Annotated in this window: 20 protein-coding genes and 1 riboswitch; of the genes, 12 read left to right on the forward strand and 8 right to left on the reverse strand. The window is 43.8% G+C overall.

Annotated elements, in window-relative coordinates:
• Nucleotides 1-30 precede the first annotated feature (30 nt).
• From ACVHUV_RS04615 to ACVHUV_RS04625, 3 genes are all read right to left on the reverse strand, one after another.
• A complete protein-coding gene (locus ACVHUV_RS04615) occupies nucleotides 31-1,455 on the reverse strand; it encodes an ATP-binding protein (protein WP_462086283.1) in 1,425 nt (474 codons plus the stop codon).
• A 1-nt stretch (nucleotide 1,456) separates the two neighbouring features.
• Complete coding sequence (locus ACVHUV_RS04620) at nucleotides 1,457-2,152, reverse strand: winged helix-turn-helix domain-containing protein (RefSeq protein ID WP_462086284.1); 696 nt, start codon at nucleotides 2,150-2,152, stop codon at nucleotides 1,457-1,459.
• A 90-nt stretch (nucleotides 2,153-2,242) separates the two neighbouring features.
• Entirely contained in the window at nucleotides 2,243-3,397 is a 1,155-nt protein-coding gene (locus ACVHUV_RS04625; protein ID WP_462086285.1) for a S1C family serine protease, read from the reverse strand.
• A gap of 663 nt (nucleotides 3,398-4,060) precedes the next feature.
• Here ACVHUV_RS04625 and adh point away from each other — a divergent pair.
• Nucleotides 4,061-5,602, forward strand: a complete 1,542-nt coding sequence (gene adh / locus ACVHUV_RS04630) for an aldehyde dehydrogenase (RefSeq protein ID WP_462086286.1) — start codon at nucleotides 4,061-4,063, stop codon at nucleotides 5,600-5,602.
• 61 nt (nucleotides 5,603-5,663) lie between these two features.
• A complete protein-coding gene (locus tag ACVHUV_RS04635; RefSeq protein ID WP_462086287.1) occupies nucleotides 5,664-6,035 on the forward strand; it encodes a DUF779 domain-containing protein in 372 nt (123 codons plus the stop codon).
• Between the two features lie 114 nt (nucleotides 6,036-6,149).
• Here ACVHUV_RS04635 and ACVHUV_RS04640 read toward each other — a convergent pair whose 3' ends face one another.
• Nucleotides 6,150-6,542: a thiol-disulfide oxidoreductase DCC family protein gene (locus ACVHUV_RS04640; RefSeq protein ID WP_317943759.1), complete on the reverse strand. Its 393-nt coding sequence runs from the start codon at nucleotides 6,540-6,542 to the stop codon at nucleotides 6,150-6,152.
• Nucleotides 6,543-6,737: 195 nt separating this feature from the next.
• Between ACVHUV_RS04640 and ACVHUV_RS04645 the strand changes: the two genes are divergently transcribed.
• Complete coding sequence (locus ACVHUV_RS04645) at nucleotides 6,738-6,917, forward strand: hypothetical protein (RefSeq protein WP_317943757.1); 180 nt, start codon at nucleotides 6,738-6,740, stop codon at nucleotides 6,915-6,917.
• Nucleotides 6,918-6,994: 77 nt separating this feature from the next.
• On the opposite strand, the gene ACVHUV_RS04650 is transcribed toward ACVHUV_RS04645, so the two are convergent.
• Nucleotides 6,995-7,921: a MerR family transcriptional regulator gene (locus tag ACVHUV_RS04650; RefSeq protein ID WP_317943756.1), complete on the reverse strand. Its 927-nt coding sequence runs from the start codon at nucleotides 7,919-7,921 to the stop codon at nucleotides 6,995-6,997.
• Between the two features lie 157 nt (nucleotides 7,922-8,078).
• Between ACVHUV_RS04650 and ACVHUV_RS04655 the strand changes: the two genes are divergently transcribed.
• The 4 genes from ACVHUV_RS04655 to ACVHUV_RS04670 all read left to right on the forward strand — a co-directional run bounded on the left by ACVHUV_RS04655 (nucleotide 8,079) and on the right by ACVHUV_RS04670 (nucleotide 11,961).
• Nucleotides 8,079-8,522, forward strand: coding sequence for a hypothetical protein (locus ACVHUV_RS04655; RefSeq protein WP_462086288.1), 444 nt, complete (start codon nucleotides 8,079-8,081; stop codon nucleotides 8,520-8,522).
• Between the two features lie 176 nt (nucleotides 8,523-8,698).
• Complete coding sequence (locus tag ACVHUV_RS04660) at nucleotides 8,699-9,928, forward strand: protoglobin domain-containing protein (protein ID WP_462086860.1); 1,230 nt, start codon at nucleotides 8,699-8,701, stop codon at nucleotides 9,926-9,928.
• Between the two features lie 111 nt (nucleotides 9,929-10,039).
• A complete protein-coding gene (locus ACVHUV_RS04665) occupies nucleotides 10,040-11,479 on the forward strand; it encodes a cryptochrome/photolyase family protein (RefSeq protein ID WP_462086289.1) in 1,440 nt (479 codons plus the stop codon).
• A gap of 98 nt (nucleotides 11,480-11,577) precedes the next feature.
• Nucleotides 11,578-11,961: a hypothetical protein gene (locus ACVHUV_RS04670; RefSeq protein ID WP_317943751.1), complete on the forward strand. Its 384-nt coding sequence runs from the start codon at nucleotides 11,578-11,580 to the stop codon at nucleotides 11,959-11,961.
• Nucleotides 11,962-12,141: 180 nt separating this feature from the next.
• Here the strand turns inward: ACVHUV_RS04670 and metH are convergent, their stop codons facing one another.
• Entirely contained in the window at nucleotides 12,142-15,579 is a 3,438-nt protein-coding gene (gene metH / locus ACVHUV_RS04675; RefSeq protein ID WP_462086290.1) for a methionine synthase, read from the reverse strand.
• Nucleotides 15,572-17,419 carry a bifunctional homocysteine S-methyltransferase/methylenetetrahydrofolate reductase gene (locus ACVHUV_RS04680; RefSeq protein WP_462086291.1) on the reverse strand — a complete coding sequence of 616 codons (1,848 nt, stop codon included), beginning with the start codon at nucleotides 17,417-17,419 and terminating at the stop codon, nucleotides 15,572-15,574. The genes metH and ACVHUV_RS04680 overlap by 8 nt, the downstream gene beginning before the upstream one ends.
• Nucleotides 17,420-17,515: 96 nt before the next feature.
• A riboswitch (SAM riboswitch) is annotated at nucleotides 17,516-17,622 on the reverse strand.
• Nucleotides 17,623-18,394: 772 nt separating this feature from the next.
• On the opposite strand from ACVHUV_RS04680, the gene ACVHUV_RS04685 reads away from it, so the two are divergent.
• The 4 genes from ACVHUV_RS04685 to ACVHUV_RS04700 all read left to right on the forward strand — a co-directional run bounded on the left by ACVHUV_RS04685 (nucleotide 18,395) and on the right by ACVHUV_RS04700 (nucleotide 22,116).
• The gene (locus ACVHUV_RS04685) at nucleotides 18,395-18,577 is read left to right on the forward strand and encodes a hypothetical protein (protein ID WP_462086292.1); all 183 of its coding nucleotides are present in this window, start codon (nucleotides 18,395-18,397) and stop codon (nucleotides 18,575-18,577) included.
• Between the two features lie 129 nt (nucleotides 18,578-18,706).
• Complete coding sequence (locus ACVHUV_RS04690) at nucleotides 18,707-19,303, forward strand: biotin transporter BioY (protein ID WP_462086293.1); 597 nt, start codon at nucleotides 18,707-18,709, stop codon at nucleotides 19,301-19,303.
• The gene (bioB, locus tag ACVHUV_RS04695) at nucleotides 19,300-20,307 is read left to right on the forward strand and encodes a biotin synthase BioB (RefSeq protein ID WP_317943743.1); all 1,008 of its coding nucleotides are present in this window, start codon (nucleotides 19,300-19,302) and stop codon (nucleotides 20,305-20,307) included. Before ACVHUV_RS04690 ends, bioB begins: the two co-directional genes overlap by 4 nt.
• Before the next feature lie 129 nt (nucleotides 20,308-20,436).
• Nucleotides 20,437-22,116 carry a hypothetical protein gene (locus tag ACVHUV_RS04700; RefSeq protein ID WP_462086294.1) on the forward strand — a complete coding sequence of 560 codons (1,680 nt, stop codon included), beginning with the start codon at nucleotides 20,437-20,439 and terminating at the stop codon, nucleotides 22,114-22,116.
• Nucleotides 22,117-22,188: 72 nt separating this feature from the next.
• On the opposite strand, the gene ACVHUV_RS04705 is transcribed toward ACVHUV_RS04700, so the two are convergent.
• Complete coding sequence (locus ACVHUV_RS04705) at nucleotides 22,189-23,718, reverse strand: AbgT family transporter (RefSeq protein WP_462086295.1); 1,530 nt, start codon at nucleotides 23,716-23,718, stop codon at nucleotides 22,189-22,191.
• Nucleotides 23,719-24,326: 608 nt separating this feature from the next.
• Here ACVHUV_RS04705 and ACVHUV_RS04710 point away from each other — a divergent pair.
• Complete coding sequence (locus ACVHUV_RS04710) at nucleotides 24,327-24,800, forward strand: hypothetical protein (RefSeq protein ID WP_462086296.1); 474 nt, start codon at nucleotides 24,327-24,329, stop codon at nucleotides 24,798-24,800.
• Nucleotides 24,801-24,981 lie beyond the last annotated feature (181 nt).

A 24,981-nucleotide genomic window follows, 5' to 3' on the forward strand; every position in this document is an offset into this window, starting at 1 on the left:
TCCAGGCACATCAATTGAATGTATAGACGTTTAGCTATCCGCCTCAACCGTAGTACACGGCAATTCAATCCGAAATTTCGTACCGGTCCCTTTTACACTGTCGACAGAGATGCTACCACCGTGTAACGTAACTAGCTGTTTGACGATGGATAACCCTAATCCGAATTCTCCTAATGGATTCGTCGTTCTTGAATCGATTGCTTTGTAAAATCGGTTCCATATTTGCTCAATTTCTTCAGGGTCCATCCCAATTCCGGTATCTTCGATTTCAATAACGGTATAACCCGTCATCAATTCTCCACGCAACCGTATTGTCCCGTTCTCAGTAAATTGAATGCTGTTTTTCGTGATGTTAATCAACACCTGAGTCAATCGATCGTAGTCGGCATGGATTATGACATCGTCCTTTGCCTCAACAATTATTCGATTGCCGCGTTCAGCTGCCACATCCTCTAACTGTTCCTGAATGATTTCAAGCAGTTCCTTCAGTTGAATGTCTTGCTTGAAAAGCGTTACTTGGTTCGAACGGATTTTTTCGTAGTCGAGGTTTTCATTCACCAGCCGGATAAGTCGCATCGTTTCACTACTTGCCAACTGCAATCCACGTTCTTTTTCCGATTCTGAAATCATGTCGTTCCGTAAGCCTTCCAGTATACCGCGGATCGTTGTAAGCGGGGTCCGCAATTCGTGCGAGACATCCGCCATGAATTGTCGTCTACGGTTTTCAAGACTTTCTATTTCATTCATGGACGTCTCGAGTTTTTCCACCATGCCGTTGAAATCACCCGCAAGCTCCCCGATTTCGTCAATGCCTGCAGTCGGAATGCGCACGGAATAATCCCCTTGTGCAACTGTTGAGGTAGCTGCACGTAAACGTTTAATACGCCTGCCGTGAAAAGTGGAAAGGATGCCACTTAACAATAAGGCGATCGCGAGGGCGATGAATGTCGTATATAAGAGGTAATCGTTCATTTGTGAAATGATTTCACGTGAACCTTTAATAGGCGATGTCAATAAAACCCCGCCCACAAACTGATTGCGGTGAAAATACGGCAGTAACACGAATGTAACAGCCTGTTCAAATCGTTTGTATTCCTGTTTCACCGTAATCGTTTTGCCACTTTGCAACGCAGCCCATTCGTCGTTATTCAATTCGATTAAAGGCGTTTTCAAGCCAGTTGAATAAATGATGGCGGATTTTTCGTCGAATAAACTATATTGGATATTTTGCCCTTCCAATACATGCCCGTAAGATTGCAATGTTTGACGAGAATCAATAGATGCATATTCGATATCGCGTAAAATTGAATGGCCGTATGAAGCGAGTTCTTCGGTTTTATTGTCATAAACGAACTGCTCAAAAAAGTGGGACAGCACTAAACTTAAGATTAAGAATGCAATCACAATGACACTTATATGACTGACGAGCTGCTGATAGAAGTATTTAATCTTCATCTTACTTCACCACCGACTCATCGAACCGGTAGCCGACGCCCCATACGGTATGGAAAAACGGTTGCTCATCAGTTGAGACTTTTGACCGCAACCGCTTTATATGCACATCAACTGTCCGATCGTCGCCGTAAAAATCGTACCCCCATACCCGGTCCAACAACTGCTCGCGCGAAAAAACTTGTTTAGGATGTTGAATGAAAAACTGCAATAAATCGAATTCCTTCGGCGTTAGATTCGGAACAGGATTGCCGTCCAAAAGGACTTCTCGTGTATTCATATTCACAATGAAATGGTCCGTCGCCAACACGTTTTCGTCTTGATGAACATCCTTGTTCGCTACATACCGCCGTGTCACAGCGCGGATTCGAGCAAGTAAAGCAAGTGGACTGAACGGCTTCGTCACATAATCATCCGCGCCCATTTCTAGGCCAAGCACCTGATCGGACTCGCTATCTTTCGCCGTCAGCATAATAATGGGGACTTCGATTGCGGCTTGTCGAAGCTTTCGGCAAATCGACACACCGTCCATTCCTGGTAGCATCCAATCGATGATGAGGCAATCCCATTGCTCCGTCTTTGCCCTTTCATATCCAACGAGTCCGTCCTTGACAAATTCCCCTTGAATCTTCTCCTTCTCAAAAAACATTTCGATCATTGACGCGACGCTTTCGTTATCTTCGATGACTAGAATTCGCATGTAGGTGCCTCCTTTGCGAGGTCATTTGTATGGTAAGTATAGCATTAGAAACCCTCTATCGCTTCCGAAACGACAGAGGGTTACGATGATTTATTCTACTGATGAATTGCTCGTCAACGTCAACTCAACAGATCGTTTTTTGCCATCCGTATAGACGGTGAACGTCGCTTTGTCACCAACAGATAGCTTGGAATAGAGGTGTTTCCGTAATTCCATGCTGTTATTGATCGTTTCACCATTGATCGCCGTAATAACGTCTTGTTGCTTCAATCCCGCTTTTCCTGCAGCAGATGAAGGATCGACATTCGTCACCATAACGCCGCCTTTCACTTCTTCAGGAAGATTCTCTACATACATATACGGAATTTCTGCCAAGTCCGCAAGACCGATGCCAATGTAAGGCCGTTCGATTTCACCGTTTTCCATCATTTCCTCAACAAGCGGAATGACATCATTACTCGGAATCGCAAAGCCAAGGCCTTCGATACCGTTTTCCGCGATTTTCAAACTGTTAATGCCAATGAGTTTTCCGTCAGCATTGATGAGTGCACCTCCGCTGTTGCCGGGATTAATGGCTGCGTCAGTTTGGATGACGTTCATCTCCCAGTTGCCTGCAGTCGTTTTTACATCAATGGATCGCGCGGGTGCGCTGATAATCCCTTGCGTTACGGTGCCCGAGAAATCGAGACTGAGTGGATTTCCGATGGCAACAACAGAATCACCCGCACGCAATTTGTCCGAATCACCGAATTCAAGTGCAGTGTCTACGCCTTTGTTTGGTATTTTTAATACCGCCAAATCTGTTAGTGCATCACTTCCAATAAGTTCTGCTTGTACCTTTTCTCCATCATGCAAAGTGACCTCGATTTTATTCGAGCCTTCTATTACGTGGTTGTTTGTCACGATGTAAGCATGTTCATCGCCAATTTGATAAATGACCCCTGAACCTGTTCCGAACTCCGCCAATGATGCATCTCCAGCGAATCGATTGCCGGCATTTTTAAAGTTTGACACGCCAACAATCGCTTTTGACGCATGCTCCACCATATCGGAAAGGTTGGTTATGGATTGATTTGCCGATGTTTGTGTGACATTCGGTTGTGGTGTATTCACCGAGGCAACACCTTCCTCCTGTTTCGTAGATGTTTGCAACAGATCTGTGTTTGCCACAACCCCTAATGTTAAGGCTGACCCTAAAACGCCTGCTCCTACTGTAGACAAGAACCGTGTCGCGAAATTTGCCATGTATAAGACCCCTCTCCTGTTATTGTTACTTTCATTGTAAGAGGAGATTATGAACAAATTATTACGAAGGCATGAACGATTGGTAAACATATTGGAGAGGGGGATATTTGCCGCCTAGAAAATGGATGAGTGGTGATAACTCGGTGGTGAGCGGTGATAAAGGCGTTCCAAGCGGTGATAACGAGTTTAGGTCGGGACTTGACGTGGACTTTGTAGGAAGTCGACCAACTAAATAGGGGAAACGGTGGTAAAGTGGCTTGAAACGGTGATAAACTCCCTAAAGCCGGTGGTAAAGCCGTCTAAATCGGTGGTAAACCCCTTAAAGTCGGTGGTAACGACAAAAAGTGTTTCATCAGCTAGCTAAGAGCCAACTTTTAACTGACGGTTTAGTATGAATGAACTTCTCTACTCGAGCCACGTCCATCATGATTTCCCATTCGCATACACCTTGTTGCTTACACTCTATTTCTTGCAATAGTCAATATAGTTAGATAGAATGAATTTACTGACTTCCAAGAACCTGCGAATTACGAGAGTTTTTTTATTAACATAAAATGAAAGCGTATACATCTAGAATAGTAGCTTGCATCCCTGCATACGTTGGCTTTGTGTGCATTTTTGCACTTTCAATAGCAATCTATAAAGAATAGGGAGGAATCGAACATGGTACAAGCTGTAGAGAATCACGTGTATGCATTTCCGAATACTGAAGGGGCAAAAGTAAATTTTAAGGAGCGCTATGATAATTTTATCGGCGGCAAGTGGACAGCCCCTGTGAATGGGCAGTATTTCGATAATCCTACACCGGTTACGGGCAAGGTGTTTACGCAAGTCGCGCGGTCAACGGCTGAAGATATTGAGCTTGCTCTTGATGCGGCGCATGCAGCGAAGGATGCTTGGGGCAAAACTTCGGTGACGGAACGGGCAAATATTCTACTAAAGATCGCGGACCGAATGGAAAACAATCTTGAAATGCTTGCGGTTGCCGAGACGTGGGAAAACGGTAAAGCGGTTCGTGAGACGTTAAATGCTGATTTGCCGTTGGCGATCGATCATTTCCGTTATTTTGCGTCGGCCATCCGAGCGCAAGAAGGCGGCGTTAGCCAAATTGATAATCATACAGTGGCCTATCATTTCCATGAACCAATCGGAGTAGTAGGTCAGATTATTCCGTGGAACTTCCCATTACTAATGGCAGTTTGGAAGCTCGCACCAGCACTTGCAGCGGGGAATTGTGTCGTCCTGAAACCAGCTGAACAGACACCTGCATCGATCATGGTGTTAGTAGAGCTGATAGAGGATTTATTGCCTGCAGGGGTGCTAAACGTCGTGAACGGTTTCGGTCTGGAAGCTGGTAAGCCGCTTGCTTCTAACCCTCGAATTGGAAAAATTGCATTTACAGGTGAGACGACGACAGGGCGCCTCATTATGCAATACGCATCTCAAAATTTAATCCCAGCTACTTTAGAGCTTGGCGGGAAGTCGCCAAATATTTTCTTTGAAGATGTCATGGCTGAAGACGATGCGTTTTTGGATAAAGCGATTGAAGGGTTTGTCATGTTTGCCCTTAACCAAGGTGAAGTGTGCACGTGCCCTTCCCGCGCATTAATTCAGGAGTCCATTTACGAGAAATTTATGGAGCGTGCATTAGAGCGGGTAAAAGCGATTAAAATCGGCAATCCGCTTGATCCGACAGTCATGATGGGCGCACAAGCATCTACGGAGCAAATGGAGAAAATCCTGTCCTATCTCGATATCGGGAAACAGGAAGGTGCTGAATGTTTGGCGGGCGGAGCGCAAAACAAATTGGAAGGCGATTTGGCTGAAGGGTACTACATCCAACCGACCGTCTTTAAAGGGCATAATAAAATGCGCATTTTCCAAGAAGAGATTTTCGGACCGGTCGTTTCCGTTACAACATTTAAAACGAAAGAAGAAGCACTTGAAATTGCCAATGATACATTATACGGTCTCGGATCAGGTGTATGGACGCGCGATATGAATACTGCGTATCGCTTTGGTCGCGGCATTGAAGCGGGTCGTGTATGGACGAATTGCTATCATGCATACCCTGCGCACGCGGCATTCGGTGGCTACAAGGCATCCGGCATTGGACGCGAAAACCACTTGCAAATGCTTTCTCATTATCAACAGACGAAAAATATGCTCGTCAGCTATAGCGAAGACAAGTTAGGCTTTTTCTAATAAATCCTGCATCATTGGAGAATGTTCCAAACCACTCCAACTACTAAAAGGAGAGATGCCAATGCCTGAACGCGTTCTAGCTACGGACGCTGCTTTAGCGCTAATTACACTTTTAAAAGAAAAGCATGGCCCACTAATGTTCCACCAATCTGGAGGGTGTTGCGACGGCTCTTCTCCAATGTGCTATCCTGCAGGCGACCTGATCATTGGCGATCAGGACGTCTTGCTTGGGCATATCGGTGACGTCCCTTTTTACATGCATAAAAACCAGTACGATTACTGGAAGCATACACAACTCATCATTGACGTTGTGGACGGTAGAGGAGGCATGTTTTCTCTTGAAGGTGTGGAAGGGAAGCGATTTCTTACACGTTCGAGAGCGTTTACGGCAGCTGAAAATGAGCAGATCCAGCAGCAGACTGCCACTAACTAACTACTGAAAAGCCCCTAGGCAATCACACTGATTGTCTAGGGGTTTCTATGTGCACTTTATCTCTCTTCATTGCAAGAATGTCGTTCATCTACAAACAGAATCAAATTTACAGGGTTAAATAAACCTTTTTCTCACTTCAGGTGGTGGCAACATGCAAGACTCCTCGTTGCGCCCGAACCACCGGTGACGGTTGCGAGAGAAATAGTCATAGGCGCCGTCACGGATTTTCTTCGGGACGAGTATGAATAAAAAGAAGAGATGCCAAAGTCCATCCAGTTTCTTTGCGATATGAAGGGCGGCAGAAGATTTCGTATAGGCTTTTCCGTTCTCAATCAACACCACGCTATCGACATCAGCCGGTATTTTATACTGTTTGACGTATTTCTCACCCGTCTCGCTTTGCAAAGAAGAGAAAAGAAAATGTTCAGCAGGATCCCGTTTAATAATAAACTGCACGCTGGAATTGCAAAAATTACATTCCCCATCAAATAACACAACCCGTTTCATGCTTACGTCTCCCTTCTACTTCATAGTATTAAAAGTATAACCGTTTCGATTCAAATGAAACTTCTAACACGCACACTCTGTTTATGGATACGATAGCACAAAGTTGGAAAGGAAGGGTGGCTGGCGACTCAAAACTGTTGTTACGTGTTTCTTGTCACATTTGTTTAAGTGATTACGAGAAGGAGGATGAGTGGGATGGACCGTCAATTTATTGATGCAGATGAAATGCGAAGAAGAAAGGATCCGGACTTTATGGCGTCACTGGATATGCTTGATGAAGGCGCACCTGTCCATTATGCAAAAGAGGAACTAACGAAGCGACGGAAGGAATGGTCAGGCTTCGATGAAAAAGAGTTGCCACAGACGTACCAATAAATGAAGTGCATGAAAAATGGCTGACCTCTGTGAGAGGCAGCCATTTTCTTACGTTTTCCTTGTTCTCTTTCGACTATTCATTCTGGGGATACGATCGGTGAATTATCGAGTATTTCCCAAATATCATCCGTTACATGTATAGCCTTCAAAACGAAAGTGCTTTTTGAAAGGTAGGCGAGAGTACCTTTTCCTCCGAGATAAAAGTCAATATGAGGGTGTCTTTGTGCAAAAGCATCTAACTCTGGTAAAAGGTGAGGCTCTTTTTCAAACGGAATCATTGTAGAAGCGGACAACACAACAACTTTTGGTTTCTGTTTAACAATTAATGCTTCAATCGATCCAGGAGCAGGGAAGGCGCCAATTAAAAATGTCCGCCAGCCTTTCAACATGAATTGTAGTAACACGATGTGTAACGGTACTTCATGGAGCTCATAAGGAAGACATGCAGCGAGAACAAGCGGTGCGTCCATTCTGTACTGATAATTTCTTCGGATTTGCACAAGAAAATCTCGCACCACTAAGCTAGACACGGATTCTTGGTATTCATCCCATTCTTCCTTTTCCCATCGATAGCCTACTTCATTCAAAAATGGAATGACGATCTCCTTCAAGAACGTTGACAATCCCACTTGATGATAAGCTTGCTGAAGGGTAATCATGAGCTCCATCTCATCACAGCGACTGCCCTTCTCAAGTAACTGCAGGACAAAATCGTTTAATTTCTCTTGTTGGATAAACGGCTCTTTTGGAAGAGGAGAAAACGTCTCTACATTTTCTTTATCAACCATTTGAATCGCTTGTCGTATAGGTAAACCTTGTTCTGAAAGCGTTTTGACTTGCAGTAACAAGTTAATATCTTTTTCACTGTATATGCGATAGCCATTTTCCAATCTTTCAGGGTGGACGAGGGCATAGCGTTCTTCCCATTTTCGGATGACTTGTTTAGATAAACCGGTCATATCCGACACCTGCTGTATATAATAACGTCCATTGGATGTAGACAAACCGATTCCTCCTCCTGCGCAACGTTCTGTTTGTAAAGTATATCGAATTCTACAATATTGTACAATCTTTACCGAGTAACATTATACAAAAACTAGCGAACAATACGGATCTTGCTTATAATTGTGGGCATTAACACATTAGAAACGGGGGATTACAATGAGTAGGCGTTCATTGTACAAGGTTAGCATTGTAGGAATAGTAGCCGGCTTACTGTTAGCTTTATTCTTTAAAGTAGTTGAAGAAAGAACGAGTCATAAGGTGTATACGCTATTACTAAACATCGACTACATTCCCGTTCTGAACACAGTTCAGTTTCCCGAAATTGTAGAAGTTGGTTTTCACATCATCATCTCGATAGCGGTCTGTCTATTCCTGTTCTTATTTACCCGGTTTAAAAAAATCACCCAGTCAAGAAGAATCATCCGGTTCTGCGTATTTGTGAATGTGCTCATCGCAATCCTCTACTATCCAACGACTCTGTTATCAGAACGAACACCAGCTTTTACGAACTTGTGGGCATTAGTGTTTTGGATTATCGGACACATTGGATATGGTTGGATTGTAGGTGTTTTATTGACAAAACTATTTAAGAATAAATAATTAAAAGTTGTACAATGTTTATATTTAAAGATTGTACAATCATTTGACAAAAAGTCTTCTTTCTATTCATAATAAAGGTATTGGAGATGTATAGGAGGATAAATAATGTATTTTAAATGGAAGAATCGTGTCGGTGAAGCGGAACAGAAACTGGGAAACCAACTGTAGAAGCAACGATCGACTTACGTACTTATCCTGAATTAGAAAAGCAACTTGAACTAATTAATTTGACCGTGCAAGATTTAACGCGTTTACATACCTATCAACCGATTGTTCAGGAAAAAATCGATGAAATTGTAGCCGTTTTTTACGAAAATGTCCTAACCGTTCCTACGTTGCGAAAAATCATTGAAGAGCGGACGAATCTAGCGTATTTAAAACGTGTGCTAGCTGAATATATTGTTGAAATGTTTCAGCGTTCGATTGATCAAACCTCTATTGATAAAAAAGTTAAAATTGCTCGTATTCACTTTCAGATGGGTGTAGAACCTAAATGGTATATGGGCGTTTTTCAACAAATCCAAGAAGTATTCATCGAACTTATTACAGAAACATTACCATCTTCGCAGGAACGGAAACAGGCCATTGTGGATATTACAAAGTTAATTAATCTAGAAATGCAAATAGTTTTAGAAGAATATGAGAAGCAAAACGAGCGCGAGAAGCAACAACAATATGCAATTGTAAAACAAGAGCTTAAAGAGAAAATTTCATCCATTAGTGAAGATTTAGCGATATTGACAGAAGAAACGAGTACGTCGGTTGGTCATGTCGATGAAAATGCAACAAAAATAAGAGCGAGTATCCATGCAAATGTAGAAGGTGTGCAGGACATTCAATCATTTGCCGTCCTTGGCAATGAAAAAGTACAGCGATTGGAGAAACAAATCGCTTTTATTAATGAAAACACAGAAAAGATGGAGACGTTAATAAAAAACTTAAAGATTTCATCTACTGAGGTAATTGAAATCATCGTAATGGTGAAGAGTATAGCTGAACAAACCAACCTGTTAGCGTTAAATGCCTCAATTGAAGCAGCGAGGGCAGGAGATGCAGGGAAAGGATTTGCGGTGGTCGCACAGGAAGTTCGGAAATTAGCTGAGCAATCAAAACGATCTGTTGAACAAATTACAGAACTTGTTACGACTTCTACGTCTTTGACTGATAAGGCCGTCAATACAATTGAAGAAGTTCGAGAAAGTGTGACGCTTGGCATGAAGGATTCCAAAGAAACGCAAGTGAAATTCACAAAAATCTTGCAGGCAATTGAGAACAATGACCGACATATTCATACGATTGAGATGGATGTAGAGGGGCTTGTAAAAGTTATCCAAGAGATTGGCAATGATACGAAAAAGGTGGCGGCGACTGCTGATAATCTCCATCAAACAGCTTTACAATTATAACCTTTGGGAAACACTACACTTAAATCGTTCTTACATATATAAAAGAACTGAGGTTTGATGTCGCTTGATACGTAAAGGCAACTTGGATGTACTTCAAGGAGGATGAGTACGATGAAACGAACGATTGTCTGGTTTAGAAAGGACCTTCGCCTACACGATAATCCAGCGTTATGGGAGGCTGCAAATGAAGGCATCGTCATTCCGGTTTTTATATGGTCGGAAGAAGATCGACGTGCGTATGCAGCGAGTGAGGCATCTGCATGGTGGCTCTATCATTCACTGAAACAGCTGGAAACGGATCTTTCACAAAATGGTGTACAACTTATTATTAAACAAGGCCCTGATTTTGATGCAATTGTTGACGTGATGGAGCAAGTAGGGGCTGAATCTATTTATTTCAATGAACGGTATGAACCTACTGAGCGTGACCGGCAAATGCGGATTGTTGGACAACTGTCTTCGATTGGTATGGATGTACGAACATTTCATGGCAATCTACTATTCTCTCCAGAACTGCTCAACAAACAAGGAGAGCCATACAAAGTGTTCACCTCTTTTTGGAAGAGAGGTTTGCAAGAAGTTGTTGATCGACCGTTGCCGATACCAGAATTGCAAGGTGTAGAAAACGACATTTCGTCATTAGCAATTGATGCATTAGGTTTGCCTACCGATCTTGGTACCCTCCAAAAGTACTGGCAACCAGGTGAGCGTGCAGGGACCGAGCAATGGGCGTTCTTTGCGGATGATGGAATGCTTCATTACAAAAAGGAACGGGATTTGATTGCAAAAGGAACCTCATCAAGACTGTCACCTTATTTAGCCGCTGGAAATAGCAGTGCCCGTACAATCTGGCATGCAGCGAAGCGCATTAATGAGGAAACGAAAGCTGTAACCGCACACCAATCAATCGAAGCATTTCTTAAACAACTGATGTGGCGGGAATTTGCCTATCACCAGCTCATCCACTTCCCGACGATGACCGACCAACCGTTACGAAAACAATTCAATGATTTTCCGTGGGTTGGGACACCTGAACAATACTACTTATGGAAAGAGGGGAAAACAGGCTATCCGTTAGTCGATGCGGGCATGCGCGAATTAAGAGAGACCGGTATGATGCATAACCGTGTCCGAATGGTTGCAGCCTCTTTTCTGGTCAAACATCTCCTCATTCCATGGCAAGAAGGGTATGCCTGGTTCCAGCATGCACTTGTCGACTTCGATACCGCCAACAATGCGACTGGCTGGCAATGGGTGACAGGATGCGGCATCGATGCAGCACCGTACTTTCGAATTTTCAACCCGTACTTGCAAAGTGAAAAGTTTGATCCGAACGGTGCGTACATTAAACAATGGGTCCCCGAACTCGCCAACTTGCCAGCCAAATATATTCATAAGCCATTCGAAGCGCCTGAAGATATCCTACAGGAAGCAGGTATCCAACTTGGCGAAACGTATCCATATCCGATTGTCGATCACGCAACGGCTAGAAAACGTGCCTTACATGCATACGATACAATCAAAGGTCGCTCAGAAGAAAATAGGCTGTAAGAACAAAACAAATTGTCAACGAATTTCCCGTCCCACTAGTCGCTCGCCCGTCTATCCCTGTCGTTATGACATGTAATAGAGGGAGGGGGTGAGTGAAGATGATGCAACAAGGACAATGGGGTGGGAACCAAATGATGCCGGCAAACCAAATGTCTCGAAATAATCAAATGCAACCAATCGTATGCCCGACACAATGCCGCTACAACGATTCGTTCTTTCCAGTAGAACAACCTTACATCCATCCAATCGTTAACGTTAACCGCCAACATCCTGTTATAACACCTAGACATTACTACACAGAAACTACACAAAACGTGATGGGTGCACCAGTTTACCCTGGCATGGGACCAACTGGAGTTGGCCCGGCAGGAATGGGACCAGGACCAGGTATGGGAGTAGGCCCAGCAGGAATGGGACCAGGCTACGGACCAGGAATGGGACCAGGTTACGGCGGCAGAGGCTGCTGCAGAAAAAGATACTAACATGTAAAGAACTGTCTCCACGTCGACAACTTCGACAGGAGACAGTTTTTTTGCTAATCGCGACAATTCCCTTGTGCGATAATCTTGTCTTCCGCGTGCAAAGTTCTTGTCCTACTTCCCAAGCAACTACCCGCCTACAGAAAAAAGCCGCCTTCCTAAAAAGGAAAGGCAGCCTACACTTCAATCTACATTAAAATACCGAGCATCCGGGTGAGCGAATACCATCGCGGAAACTGACGCTTCAGGCTCCATCATGAACTCTTCCGTCAAATGGACACCAATGTCTTCGGGTTTCAACAAACCGAACAACTTTGCCTGATCTTCAAGATTTGGACAAGCCGGATAGCCGTATGAAAAACGCTGCCCCTGGTACTTGGCTGCAAAACGATCGCGCATCGTGAAGTCCGTTGCGTCCGGGAAGCCCCACTGATCGCGGATTTCCTGATGGACACGCTCCGCAAAGCCTTCTGCAAGCTCAAGAGCTGTTGCTTGGAATGCATGGCTCTCCAAAAACTTACCTTGCGCTTTTAATTCATTTGCATACGCACGAACGCCATGACCCGCAGTCACTTGCATAAACGCCACATAATCCATCTGCCCGCTATCAACCGGCTTCAAAAAATCTGCAAGACAAAGGAAAGGATCTTTGCTCTGTCTTGGGAATGTAAAACGCTCAATTTCTGTTTTCCCGTCAACAGGATCATAGATGATGACGTCATCCCCATCTGCCTGCGCCGGGAAGAATTGATACATACCTGAAGCCGACAATTTCCCGGACTCCAGGAAACCCGTCACCATTTCATGCAACTGAACGGCACGCTCTTCACGATTGGCCAACATTTTATCCACATTTCCGCGCAACCCTAAATGATGGCCGATCAACGTACGCATGTTTACATATGGATACAAATGGGACACCGAGTACTCTTTCATCACACGACGGCGCAAATCAGCCGGCACAAAAACAGGCACATCTTCTCGGACGGTTTTCACAGGCCTTGGCAATACCGCCACCGCCGTATCTCGTGTAGCGCGGACAGCTTCCGACTCCAAACGCTTCTCTTGCTTATCGGAAATCTCGAGCAACAACGCCTCTTTCTCGCCACTTTGTAACCGATTCGCCAAATCCAACCCTTGCATCGCATCTTTGGCATAAATGACTGGTCCTCCATATTCAGGCGCAATCTTCGTCTCCGTGAATCTTCTTGTCAATGCAGCGCCACCAACCATCACCGGTGTGTCAATTCCCGCCGCCTTGAAATCTTGCGCCGTAATGACCATTTGCTGAGCAGATTTTACAAGCAATCCCGACAACCCGATGATATCCGGTTTCTCCTTCCGAATGACGTCAATTAACGTCGCAGGCGTCACCTTAATGCCGATATCGATCACTTTGAACCCATTATTACTCAAAATGATATCGACCAAGTTCTTTCCGATATCATGCACGTCCCCTTTGACCGTCGCGAGCACGATCTTCCCTTTCCCCGAATCGTCCTCTTTCTTCTCCATGAACTGCTCCAAGAAGGAAACGGAAGCCTTCATCACCTCGGCACTTTGCAACACCTCAGCAACAATCAATTGGTTATCATTAAACAACCGACCGACCTCAGCCATTCCTTCCATTAACGGCCCATTAATCACATCGAGCGGCGTGTCATACAACTCTAGCGCTGCCTCCAAATCAGGAATGAGCCCTTCTTTCGTCCCCTCTACTACGTAATACGCTAAACGTTCAGGAACCGTCTTCGGAATATCATCCTCCGTCTTCTCCTTTTTCTTATCCCGGTAGAAATCCGTGAAATCTGCCAACGTCTCATCCGTCGTCGTGAATAAAAGATCATTCGCTAGCTTGATTTCCGCTTCAGGAATGGACGCATAACGCTCCAACTTCTCTGTGTTAACAATCGCGTAATCGAGTCCTGCCTGCGTGCAATGATACAAATACACCGCGTTCAAAACCTCACGCCCAACCGGTGGCAGCCCGAACGACACGTTACTTACCCCAAGCGTCGTTAACGCCCGCGGCATTTTTTCTTTTATTAACCGGATGCCTTCAATCGTCTCAACCGCTGAACCGATATATTGTTCGTCACCCGTACCGACAGGGAAGACGAGTGGATCGAAAATGATGTCTTCAGGTGCCAATCCCCATTTATTCACTAACAGATTATACGACCGCTCAGCAATTTCAAGTTTCCGTTCGCGAGTGACCGCCATACCGATTTCATCGATCGTCCCAACGACGACAGCCGCACCGAACTTTTTGACAAGCGGCATGACCGCATCAAACCGTTCTTCGCCGTCCTCCAAGTTGATGGAGTTAATAATCGCTTTCCCTTGTGAAAACTTCAGCGCTTCTTCGATGACATTTTCATCTGTCGAATCGATGACGAGCGGAACTTTCACCTTCTTTACGACTTCCTGCATGAACTTCTTCATATCCTCCAGCTCATCGCGATCCGGATTTGCCAAACAAATGTCGAGTACATGTGCACCGCCACGTACTTGGGCACGTGCAATTTCAGACGCTTCCTCGAATTTTTCCTCGACAATCAATCGCTTGAACTTCCGTGAACCAATCACATTCGTCCGTTCACCGATCAACAACGGGCGCATAGACGGGTCATAGAGCAATGGTTCGATTCCTGAAACCGCATGATCCCTTGTTACTTCTGGTTTTTGTCGAGGCGTTAATCCATCAACCGTTTCCCGCAATACCCGTATATGATCCGGCGTCGTACCACAACACCCACCTACCATGTTCAACCAACCTTTTTCAGCAAACCCTTTCAGCTTTTGTGATAAAGACTCTGGTGACTCATGGTAATGACCTTCTTCGTCAGGTAAACCAGCATTCGGATAACACGTCACAAAACTCGTCGCCAGCTCCGATAACGAACGTAGGTGATCTGTCATGAATTCAGGGCCAGTTGCACAGTTCAACCCGACAGATAACGGCTTAATATGCTCGATGGAAATGTAAAATGCTTCAATGCTCTGTCCCGCAAGCGTCGTACCCATCGGCTCGATTGTCCCTGAAATCATGATCGGCAACTCGATCCCAGTTTCATCAAACGCCCGTTTAATGCCAATCGTCCCTGCTTTAACGTTCAGCATATCTTGACTCGTTTCCATCAATAACAGATCTGCGCCACCCTCAATCAGAGCTTTTGCCTGTACGTAGAAATCCTCCGATAGCTTATCAAAAGTGATTCCACCGGTGACGGATAACGTCTTCGTTGTCGGTCCAATCGCTCCGGCGACGAAACGCGGCCACTCAGGTGTCGAGTAATCGACCGCACACTTTTTCGCGATTTCCACAGCCTTCTTGTTAATTTCTACTGCACGGTGGCCGAGACTGAACTCATCTAGAACAAGAGGGGTCCCACCAAACGTATTCGTACAAATGACGTCTGCCCCCGCTTCCAAATACCCGCGGTGGATCTTATCCAGGATGTCGGGGCGCAATAGATTCAAGTATTCATTACACCCTTCATATTCCTCGCCACCAAAATCATCAGCAGACAAATCCTCAGCTTGGAGCATCGTGCCCATTGCGCCATCCAAAAGGAGTATTCTTTTCTCAAGTTGTTCTTCGATCAGGTGCTTAGGCATGGACAACATTCCTCTCTTTCTCTGCGTCAAGTTCCTTAATATGTTGAATCAGTTCCAGCGACATATCGTAGCGCAGGAACGGTGTAATAATGTAAATGCCATTAAAGAGCTCTGCTGCTGTATCAATCAGTTCTTTGGCAATCGCGACGCCTTCTCTTGTCGCTTTCTCACGGTCATCCCCGCATGCTCTCATCCGCTCGAGCACGTCTTCTGATAACTTAATCCCTGGCACTTCGTGGTGCAGGAATTCTGCATTCCGTATATTTGTCAAAGGCATAATGCCAATGAAGATTGGGGTTTCCAAATGTTTTGTCGCTTCATAAATGTCCACGATTTTCTCTTTCGTATATACCGGCTGGGTAATGAAATAATCCGCTCCACACTCAATTTTCTTTTCCAATCGTTGAACGGCCCGGTCCAATACGCGGACGTTCGGGTTAAACGCTGCTGCGACGGAGAATTTCGCTTTTTTCCGTAATGGCTTGCCTGTGAATGAAATGCCTTCATTCAATTGCTTAATCAGTTGTAGCAACTCCATGCTGGATACGTCATACACACTTGTTGCACCTGGGAAGTCGCCAACTTTCGTCGGATCGCCAGTGACAGCTAGAATATCGTGGATGCCGAGTGCATCAAGCCCCATCAAATGCGATTGCAAACCGATCAAGTTATGATCACGGCACGTCAGATGAACAAGTGGACGGACGTTATGTTGCATTTTCATAATTGAACCCATCGCCATATTGCTAATCCGTGGAGAGGCAAGTGAATTATCCGCCATCGTCACGGCATCTACACCTGCATCGTATAATTGGTTAGCGCCGATGAAATATTGTTCGGTTTCCAAATGTCTTGGCGTATCAAGCTCAACGATGACAGTTCGAGTCGTTTTTGCTTTTTCATGTAACGGTTCGTATTTAGCAGGGTCCGCTTCCCGAATAACGATCGGTTTTTCAGGGGTAACGACTTTTTTTGTAATAGGTGCAAGCCCACTCAAATGTTTTTTGGCTGCAGCAATATGTTTTGGTGTCGTTCCGCAGCACCCGCCGATGAGACGAACACCTTCTTCACGTAGGAGAGCAGCAGCGCGGCCGAAGTAATCCGCTTCTGATACGTAGACAATGCGGCCGTCTTCCACATCGAGTAAGCTTGCGTTTGGAGCGGCAGAAAGAAACGCTCGTTCAGGCAATGTCACTTTTTCAAATGCTTGGATCGTATGGTAAGGTCCTAAACGACAGTTGACGCCGACAACATCGGCACCGAACGCTTCTAGTTGGTGCAATGCATCATTCAACAGCAAGCCGTTTTGTAAGACACCCGGTTCATCCATAGAAACTTGTGCCACAATCGGTCGATCCGTCATTCTACGAAGTTCTTTAACAACTGTAGAGAGTTCTTCAAAATCGTAATACGTTTCGAGCAGCAAGCCATCAGGATCGCCTGCTAATAATGTATCTGCCTGTTCTCGGACAATCGCTAATACGTCAGCAAGTGAGGCATCACTTTTTCGGATACCACGCAAACCACCGATTGTCCCAAGTACGTATTGGTTGCCTTGTGCAGCTGCACGTTTCGCAATTTGAATGGCTGCCTCGTTAAATTCTTTCACCCGGTTTTCCATACCGTAGCGGGCAAGTTTCAGGGCGTTTGCGCTATATGTATTTGTTTGAATGATATCTGCGCCTGCTGCAATATAGTCAAGGTGGATTTTCTCTATAATTTCAGGTTTCTCAACGTTTAATTCTTCATAGCAAAAATCAATTCCGTGCGAATAAAGCACAGTTCCCATCGCACCATCCGCTACCAATACATTGTTCTTTAGATTCTCAAGTAAGTTCATTGTGAATTCATCCCTTCTTCTAATAAGTCAGACCTGTATGAAAACGAAAAAAGCCTTCTCGAAAAGAAGGCTTTGAAAATGCGATGGCTCGCTACCTTCTCATCTGCCAGGCCGCGAAAGACCTGCTGGAATTAGCACCTGACCGTTAACGGCTGGTTGCTGAAGCTTCTTCGGGCCAGTCCCTCAGCTTCTCTAGATAAGAAAATGATATGCAGTTGTTCGAATAATTTAACACATCATACCGCTAATTACTCAATCCGTCAATAGGGGTTTCGTTTATCGGGTCTGTTGATTAACCACTTTTACAAGTAGACTTCTTTGAACCCGTTGGCTTGCGTTCCGGCGCACGCTTTCCGCGGGGCACGGGTGAGCCAATCGAACAACGAAGAGTTCGATTTGCCTTAATTTCTGCGTACTTTGCAGAAATTAAGGCATCCTTGCTCCCAACGCTACGCTTTTGCTCCCAACGCTACGCTTTTGCTCGCAAAAGCCGTTCTGCGTGACGGCTTTCCCTGCGGGGTCTCACCATTCGTGCTATTCCCCCGCAGGAGTCGGCGCCTGCACTCCAGCCAACTAGTTTGTACCGATAACTTATTTGCCTCTTATCTTTAGAAAACGTTCGCAGGGATTGTAGAAGACGGCGATGTACAAAGGTGAGCTCTCAACGCTAAGCTTTTGTTTGTATAAGTCATACTTCGTTACGGTATTTCCTGCAAGAACAGCGCGAGCTGAAAACCCTGGAATGAGCTAAGTGAAGAAATAAACTGCCGCATTAATTTCTGAAATTAAAGAAATTAAGGTGAAGCTTCCCCTTCACAGTTTCCTTGATTGAAGGTGTGCAAGCGAAACGCGTCCGCTTAGAGAGGAAACTCGATGTTTAATAAGAATTACAAGTGAAATTGTATAGTCTTGTATCCGACAAATTGGCTAATCATGATAGAATGATTGTAGAACAAAGAGTGGAAGGTGAAGGTAGTGAGGGTTTTTAAGTTTGCTGTCCCCATTGCGCTTTTAGTGGCGGGGATCGCATGGTATATGCTACATAAGAATTTTCAAGAAGTACCAGGTACATCACGTGTGTGGATTACAATTGGAGCTGCCATCTTAAGTGGTGTAATAGCACATTTTTTATTCCCGAAAAGCGAAGATGGTCAATAACGAAGTGAAGTCGATGGTTAACTAACCGTCGATTTTTTTATTTAGGTTAACTGATATAAAAAATAGGTTGACACAAAATGTGTTAACTTTTATTCTGAAATAGATAACTTAACTAATAAGAGGTGTACGATGACAACAACTACAGTGAAACCTAAAAGCACAATGAGTGCTCTAAGCCTCGTCTATTGCGGAATGTTTGCGGCATTGATGATGATTGGAGCGAATATTACGTCGTTTGTTCCGTTTTTAGTCGTAGGAGGTGTGCCGATTACGTTACAAACTTTCTTTGCTGTTCTCTCAGGACTCATACTGGGAAGCCGCTTAGGTGCAATTTCTATGACAGTTTACATGTTTGTCGGATTAGCTGGAGCACCTGTGTTTGCGAAATTCAATGGAGGATTTGGAGCAATTTTACTGCCAACTTTTGGTTTTATCCTTTCATATATCCTTGTTGCGTATGTGGTAGGTAAAATTGTTGAGAAGAACGGAAGTTTACGAAGCTACGTTTTCGCTAGTCTTTTTGGAATGACAATCAATTATTTAATCGGTACAAATTGGATGTATGCAGCTTATAAACTTTGGGCGGCTGCTCCTAATGTGTTTACATACAAGGTCGCTTGGGCTTGGATGATTCCACCACTACCGAAAGATATTATATTGTCTGTGCTCGCAGGAATTTTTGGGCACCGCATGTATAAAGTATTGAAAGTGAGGCGTACGACGTGACAAATTATGAGGAATGGGCAGAGCGGGTGTTAGCTGGGGGAACGTTGACGGATGAGGAAGGGCTGGCCATTTTAAACAGTCCGGATGAAGACTTATTGCCGCTTTTACACGCATCGTATAAAATTCGAAAGCACTATTATGGCAACAAAGTGAAGTTAAATATGATTATCAATACAAAATCAGGGCTCTGTCCGGAAAACTGTGGCTATTGTGCGCAGTCGATCGTATCAAAAGCACCGATTGAAAAGTATGCGATGATGAAGCAAGAAGAAATTGTGGCTGGTGCTGAACGTGCAGCTTCTGTCAATGCGGGGACATATTGCATCGTGGCGAGCGGCCGGGGACCGGTAAACCGTGAACTAGAGATTGTCATTGATTCCGTTAAGGAAATTAAAGCGAAGCACCAAGACATGACCGTTTGTGCATGTCTCGGTATTCTAAAGCCGGAGCAGGCAAAACGGCTCAAGGAAGCGGGTGTCGATCGGTATAACCACAACATCAACACATCCGCAGCGCATCATGAAAGCATTACAACTTCGCATACGTATGACGACCGCGTGAATACAGTAGAGTTGGCTAAAGAAGCGGGCATTTCACCGTGTTCAGGTGTCATAGTTGGTATGCGAGAGACAAAGGAAGACGTACTCGCGATGGCGAGAAGTTTGCATGCGATGGACGCAGATTCGATCCCTGTCAACTTCTTGCATGCCGTAGATGGGACGCCGCTTGAAGGGACGAACGAATTGACGCCGCGCTATTGCTTAAAAGTGTTGTGTCTATTCCGTTTCATCAACCCGACAAAAGAGATTCGGATTTCCGGTGGACGTGAAGTGAATTTACGATCACTTCAACCATTTGGTCTCTATCCGGCGAATTCAATTTTCATCGGCGATTACTTGACGACAGCGGGTCAAGAGAGTGATCGTGATCGGCAAATGCTTGAGGATATGGGCTTTGAAATTGATTTGGAACCGTTGAAGAGAGAAGCTGTGGAATTACGTTAATTATTTTGCTATCTGACAGGTGAGAAAATTGCCTGTTCCAGATAGCTTTTTTCATTCGAATGAAACGAAATGGCTATTCATTCGTATAGTAACTTACATACAAATTTATTAAAAGAAGAGAGTGGTTTTATGATCGATTTATTACTATTTTCGATCGCTGCAGGTGTGGCATTTGCGGTCATAGTTGTACCGATCTCTAGTGGATCTTCAGAATCCAATAAAGTTCAATTTAACCGTATCACGGCTATTTTATCTACAACGTTATTACTATCCATACTTACTTTTGGCGTCTATTACCTAACGAATTTGGATCGAAACTGGACGTCGTTATGGGCATTCGTTCTTGTTGCTACACTCGCCGGCGTAGTGTTTGCTACCGGGAAAGAACGGTCTGTCAAAGGTATCTTATTTGTAGGCGCATTGTTAGGAAGTGTGTATATTTTGAGTGCGCCACTTTTTAATGCTGACCAAAAATTTCAAGCGGTAGAGATGGATCAGCAAGTTGAGATTAAGGCATTTGATGAATCAAAGACACCAGCAAGTGTACCACCGAAATTTGCAAGAAATAAAATGAAAAAAGCATTTGGGCAAGTGCCGAATACAAGCTTTTACGAGCTGGGTCATTTGCAAATTCAAAAAGTGAATGGGGAGTTTGTGTACATTGCTCCTGTTGAATTCTCGGGTTTCTTTAAATGGTTGAATGGTAAGACAACACCAGGCTATTTCACAATGAGTGCCACGGATTCAGCTGATAACCCTAAGTTTGTGAAGTCGGAAATGGTCTATACGCCTTCTTCTTTTTTCCACAAACAAGTAGAGCGGCATATGCGGATGGAATTCCCAAATCTCATTTTTTACGGCGATGTACAACTTGAAATTGATGACGAAGGTGAGCCGCATTATATTAGGTCTTACGGAGAATTCATCACAGCAAGGAATGGGTTTGACGTCCACGGGATTGTAATGGTGGACCCTAAAACTGGGGAAGTGGAGCAGTTTGCGTTAAACGATATTCCTGATTACATCGATGGCGCTGTTTCACCAGAAGCAGTCAGTCTGCAAAATAGTTATTTTGGAAAGTATGTTCATGGTTTCTGGAATTCAATTGTCGGGAAAAAAGATGTTAAATTGCCTTCTGATGAAGGAACTGAATCGAATGTCAGTCCGATTTTCGATGAAAATGGTCATATGTATTATTTTACTGATTTCACAAGTCCAAAAGAAGAAGTTGACTCGATGCTCGGCTATGCGTTAACGGATGGACGTACGGGAAAAGCTACTTACTACACTGGTAACCTGGAAGAATCGTATATGGATTCACAAGGCGCACTTCAAATTATTGAGAAGAAATTTATCGAGAAGAAGTGGACGGGTGAAATGCCGGTTCTCTACAATTTTTATGGAGAAGCGAGTTGGTTGACGCCAGTACTTGATTCGAATGGTTTCTTGCAAAATTATTTTATTGTCTCGGCGGCGAATCCGGAAATCTCTGTTTTCGCGAACTCACCGAATGAAGCGTTGAAGCTGTATAAGGCCGCTTTGCAACGTGGAGGCAATTCTGTTGATGGTAGTTCAAGTGCAAAAGAAGAAAAGACGGTTGCAACTGTTTTGCGTGTCTATAAGGAATGTGCGGGAGATTTCACCATCGTATCCATCTTGTCGGATGACGGAACGAACTATGTTGTTTCAACTGAAGTAGTTCCTTTAGCGATATATGTGCAAGAAGGAGATCGATTAGCCATCACGTACTTGGCAACAGGCGAGCTTTTCTTACCAGTCAAAGAGATGACGAACATTACAATCGAGTAATTTGAGATGTGCTTAGTTGGAAGGAAAAGTATACAAAAAGAAGGGTGCTCCATGTGCGGAGCGACCCTTCTTTTATTTCTGTATGAATAATTCGCCTTGAGGTCCTAACGGAATACCGAGTAAATACCAAGCGGCGAAAAGAATGATCCACATGATGGCGAACGCAATGGAGTACGGCAACAGTGAAGTCATGAATGTACCGATTCCGATTTTAGAATCGTATTTCTTCGCAAATGTTAACGCGATTGCAAAATAGGCAAGCATTGGTGTAATCGGATTTGTAATGGAATCACCAATCCGATAAGCAGCTTGTGTTAAAGCTGGACTATAGCCCATGATCATGAACATCGGAACGAAAACAGGTGCAAGGATTGCCCACTTTGCAGACGAACTTGCAACTAAGAAATTGATGAGTGCAGCCACGATGATGAAGCCAATGAACAAAGGAAGTCCTTTTAAGCCGAGTGCTTGAAGGGTTTCTGCGCCTTTAATTGCGACAATTGGACCGAGGTTACTCCAGTTAAAGTACGCAATCATTTGTGCTGCGACAAATGCAATAACGATATACATACCCATGCCAGACATGGCTTTCGCTAAGTGGTCAGCGAAGTCTTTTGAGTTATTGACGGATTTGACGATTTTTCCGTAAATGATGGACGGAACAAGAAATAGTAGCATCATTAGCGGTACGAGGCTATCCATTAAAGGTGAAGTCGTTAAGCTACCTGTTTCTGGATGACGTAACAGTGCATTCTCTGGAAGAGATAGTGCCAACACAGTTCCGATAATGACAAAAACGGAAAACGCTGCCCATTTAAGTCCTCTTTTCTCCAGAGCAGTGACTTCTTCTAATGTTTCGGTGACACCTTCGTATTTTCCGAGTCGAGGCTCTACAATTTTTGTTGTAACCAATACGGCCACTGGTACTAACACTAATGCAGAAACGGCTAAAAAGTAATAGTTCATGCCGGGATTGCCAGAATAGGTCGGGTCATAAATGTGTGCACCAATTTCTGTGAATCCATAAACAAGAGGATCTAATACACTGATAATCAGATTTGCAGAAAAACCGCCTGCAACAGATGCATATGCTGCAGCAAGTCCTGCAATAGGATGTCTTCCAAGCGCAATGAAAATCATCGCAACGATGGGTGGAAGAACAACCATGGCTGCGTCTGCAGTTGCATTCCCCAAAATAGCTACGAGAACGATTGTCGGTAGGATAATCTTTTTAGGGGCATTTAAAATAGTCGTTTTCATGACGGTTCCAATTAGACCTGTCGATTCTGCTAATCCAACGCCTAACATGACGACGAGAACGAGTCCGAGCGGTGGGAAACTCGTAAAATTCTTTACCAAGTTCGTCAAAATCATAATGAGCCCTTCACCGTTTAACAAATTGACGACTTTAATCTCTTCGCCCGTTCCAGGATTCGTCGCACTCGTTCCAAGTGCCCCAAAAATTGCGGAACAAACTAAGATGATACCAGCAATGTAGACGAATAACATGACGGGGTCCGGTAATTTATTCCCGTATTTCTCGATAAAATCTAGAAACCTGTTAAATAACCCCTTTTTCTTTATTTTAGCTGTTTCTGCCATTCTCATTCCCCCTATGTTCAGTGCTTCTTTACTGTAAAGTATTAAAGAATAACATTCATTATGTCATAGATTCTGAGAAATTCAATAACTTTTTGTGGAGAGTGGTTATTGGGTGTCCTCGAGTGAGGGTGGTTATGCGGCGTTTTGGGGAAGAATGCGGCGTTTTGTGAGAATATGCGTTGTTCTGAGGAAGTATGAGGAGTTGTGACGAGATATGAGCCGTTTGCAAGATTTATGCGGAAATGGGATTCGCGGGAGATTAGAGTTAGTTAAGTTGCATGTCGTGCAGAATGCTATTAACAAATTAAGGATAATCTAATGGGGAATAGGTATCTTTTAAATTGAATTTTCAGTATTATTATTGTTGAGTGATCGGTCCATGGATTGAGCGCTAAGTAAACTTTTGCGGAGATTATGCGGCGTTCAAATTTCTGTGTTCCGCGGAGATCTGTTTTTTCTGTATAATTCTTGTCGCGCCAAATGGGTTTTGACACTTTACCTAGTTGGTTATCATGCTATCGTAGTTTGCGAAAAAGAATGCGTGTACATTTATTTTGCCTTTTTTGATTCCAAGAAGTTTTGTAACAACACATTAATGGAGGTGTACAATGGTAGAATTAACAGTTGAAGAAGGATATTCAGTTGGATTCTTTAAGTTTGGAATGAAAGAAGAAGAAGCAGAACGTGTTAATAAATTTTACATTGAAAAATATAATTGCTATGATTACACATTTCATTTTGAATATGATGAAGAGGGAGGAGTGCAATCTATTCATTTGATTGTGAATCATATAAAAAATCATTTTTACTGCAATTTTAAGGGGATTGATATTATTAATACGAAAGCTGAAAAGCTAATAGAACACTTGGATAATATCTCTCCATATATTAGAAATAGTGATTCCAAATTTGGTTTCATGTATGTATTCCCGAAATTAGGTATTACTTTTTGGAGAGGTGATGTATGCACCGAAGGAGATCTTGAAACAGATTGGTTTAAAGAACTTCATCCTGAAATTCAAGAAGACACGAAGAAGTTCATGTACTTTCAAACTGTGAAATTTCATAAGGATTTAGTATGAGAATGATAGTAAATGTCCAGTCAACTTACAAGTAAAATAAAAAAATATAGACTAGCTTATAAAATTGAATTTATATACTCTGCATACTCTTCTCCCTTTCCTAACACACCCATATACTATCAGCTATCGTCAACAACGTTTTAATCGTTTATGAACATTAAAGCAATTTTCATCTACATAG

This window comes from Sporosarcina saromensis, assembly GCF_054901285.1.

Excerpts from the sequence above, each read along its gene's own strand:
- ACVHUV_RS04615 (WP_462086283.1), bottom strand. The coding sequence starts at position 1,455 with ATGAAGATTAAATACTTCTATCAGCAGCTCGTCAGTCATATAAGTGTC.
- ACVHUV_RS04620 (WP_462086284.1), bottom strand. The coding sequence starts at position 2,152 with ATGCGAATTCTAGTCATCGAAGATAACGAAAGCGTCGCGTCAATGATC.
- ACVHUV_RS04625 (WP_462086285.1), bottom strand. The coding sequence starts at position 3,397 with ATGGCAAATTTCGCGACACGGTTCTTGTCTACAGTAGGAGCAGGCGTT.
- adh (WP_462086286.1), top strand. The coding sequence starts at position 4,061 with ATGGTACAAGCTGTAGAGAATCACGTGTATGCATTTCCGAATACTGAA.
- ACVHUV_RS04635 (WP_462086287.1), top strand. The coding sequence starts at position 5,664 with ATGCCTGAACGCGTTCTAGCTACGGACGCTGCTTTAGCGCTAATTACA.
- ACVHUV_RS04640 (WP_317943759.1), bottom strand. The coding sequence starts at position 6,542 with ATGAAACGGGTTGTGTTATTTGATGGGGAATGTAATTTTTGCAATTCC.
- ACVHUV_RS04645 (WP_317943757.1), top strand. The coding sequence starts at position 6,738 with ATGGACCGTCAATTTATTGATGCAGATGAAATGCGAAGAAGAAAGGAT.
- ACVHUV_RS04655 (WP_462086288.1), top strand. The coding sequence starts at position 8,079 with ATGAGTAGGCGTTCATTGTACAAGGTTAGCATTGTAGGAATAGTAGCC.
- ACVHUV_RS04665 (WP_462086289.1), top strand. The coding sequence starts at position 10,040 with ATGAAACGAACGATTGTCTGGTTTAGAAAGGACCTTCGCCTACACGAT.
- ACVHUV_RS04670 (WP_317943751.1), top strand. The coding sequence starts at position 11,578 with ATGATGCAACAAGGACAATGGGGTGGGAACCAAATGATGCCGGCAAAC.
- metH (WP_462086290.1), bottom strand. The coding sequence starts at position 15,579 with ATGCCTAAGCACCTGATCGAAGAACAACTTGAGAAAAGAATACTCCTT.
- ACVHUV_RS04680 (WP_462086291.1), bottom strand. The coding sequence starts at position 17,419 with ATGAACTTACTTGAGAATCTAAAGAACAATGTATTGGTAGCGGATGGT.
- ACVHUV_RS04690 (WP_462086293.1), top strand. The coding sequence starts at position 18,707 with ATGACAACAACTACAGTGAAACCTAAAAGCACAATGAGTGCTCTAAGC.
- ACVHUV_RS04700 (WP_462086294.1), top strand. The coding sequence starts at position 20,437 with ATGATCGATTTATTACTATTTTCGATCGCTGCAGGTGTGGCATTTGCG.
- ACVHUV_RS04705 (WP_462086295.1), bottom strand. The coding sequence starts at position 23,718 with ATGGCAGAAACAGCTAAAATAAAGAAAAAGGGGTTATTTAACAGGTTT.
- ACVHUV_RS04710 (WP_462086296.1), top strand. The coding sequence starts at position 24,327 with ATGGTAGAATTAACAGTTGAAGAAGGATATTCAGTTGGATTCTTTAAG.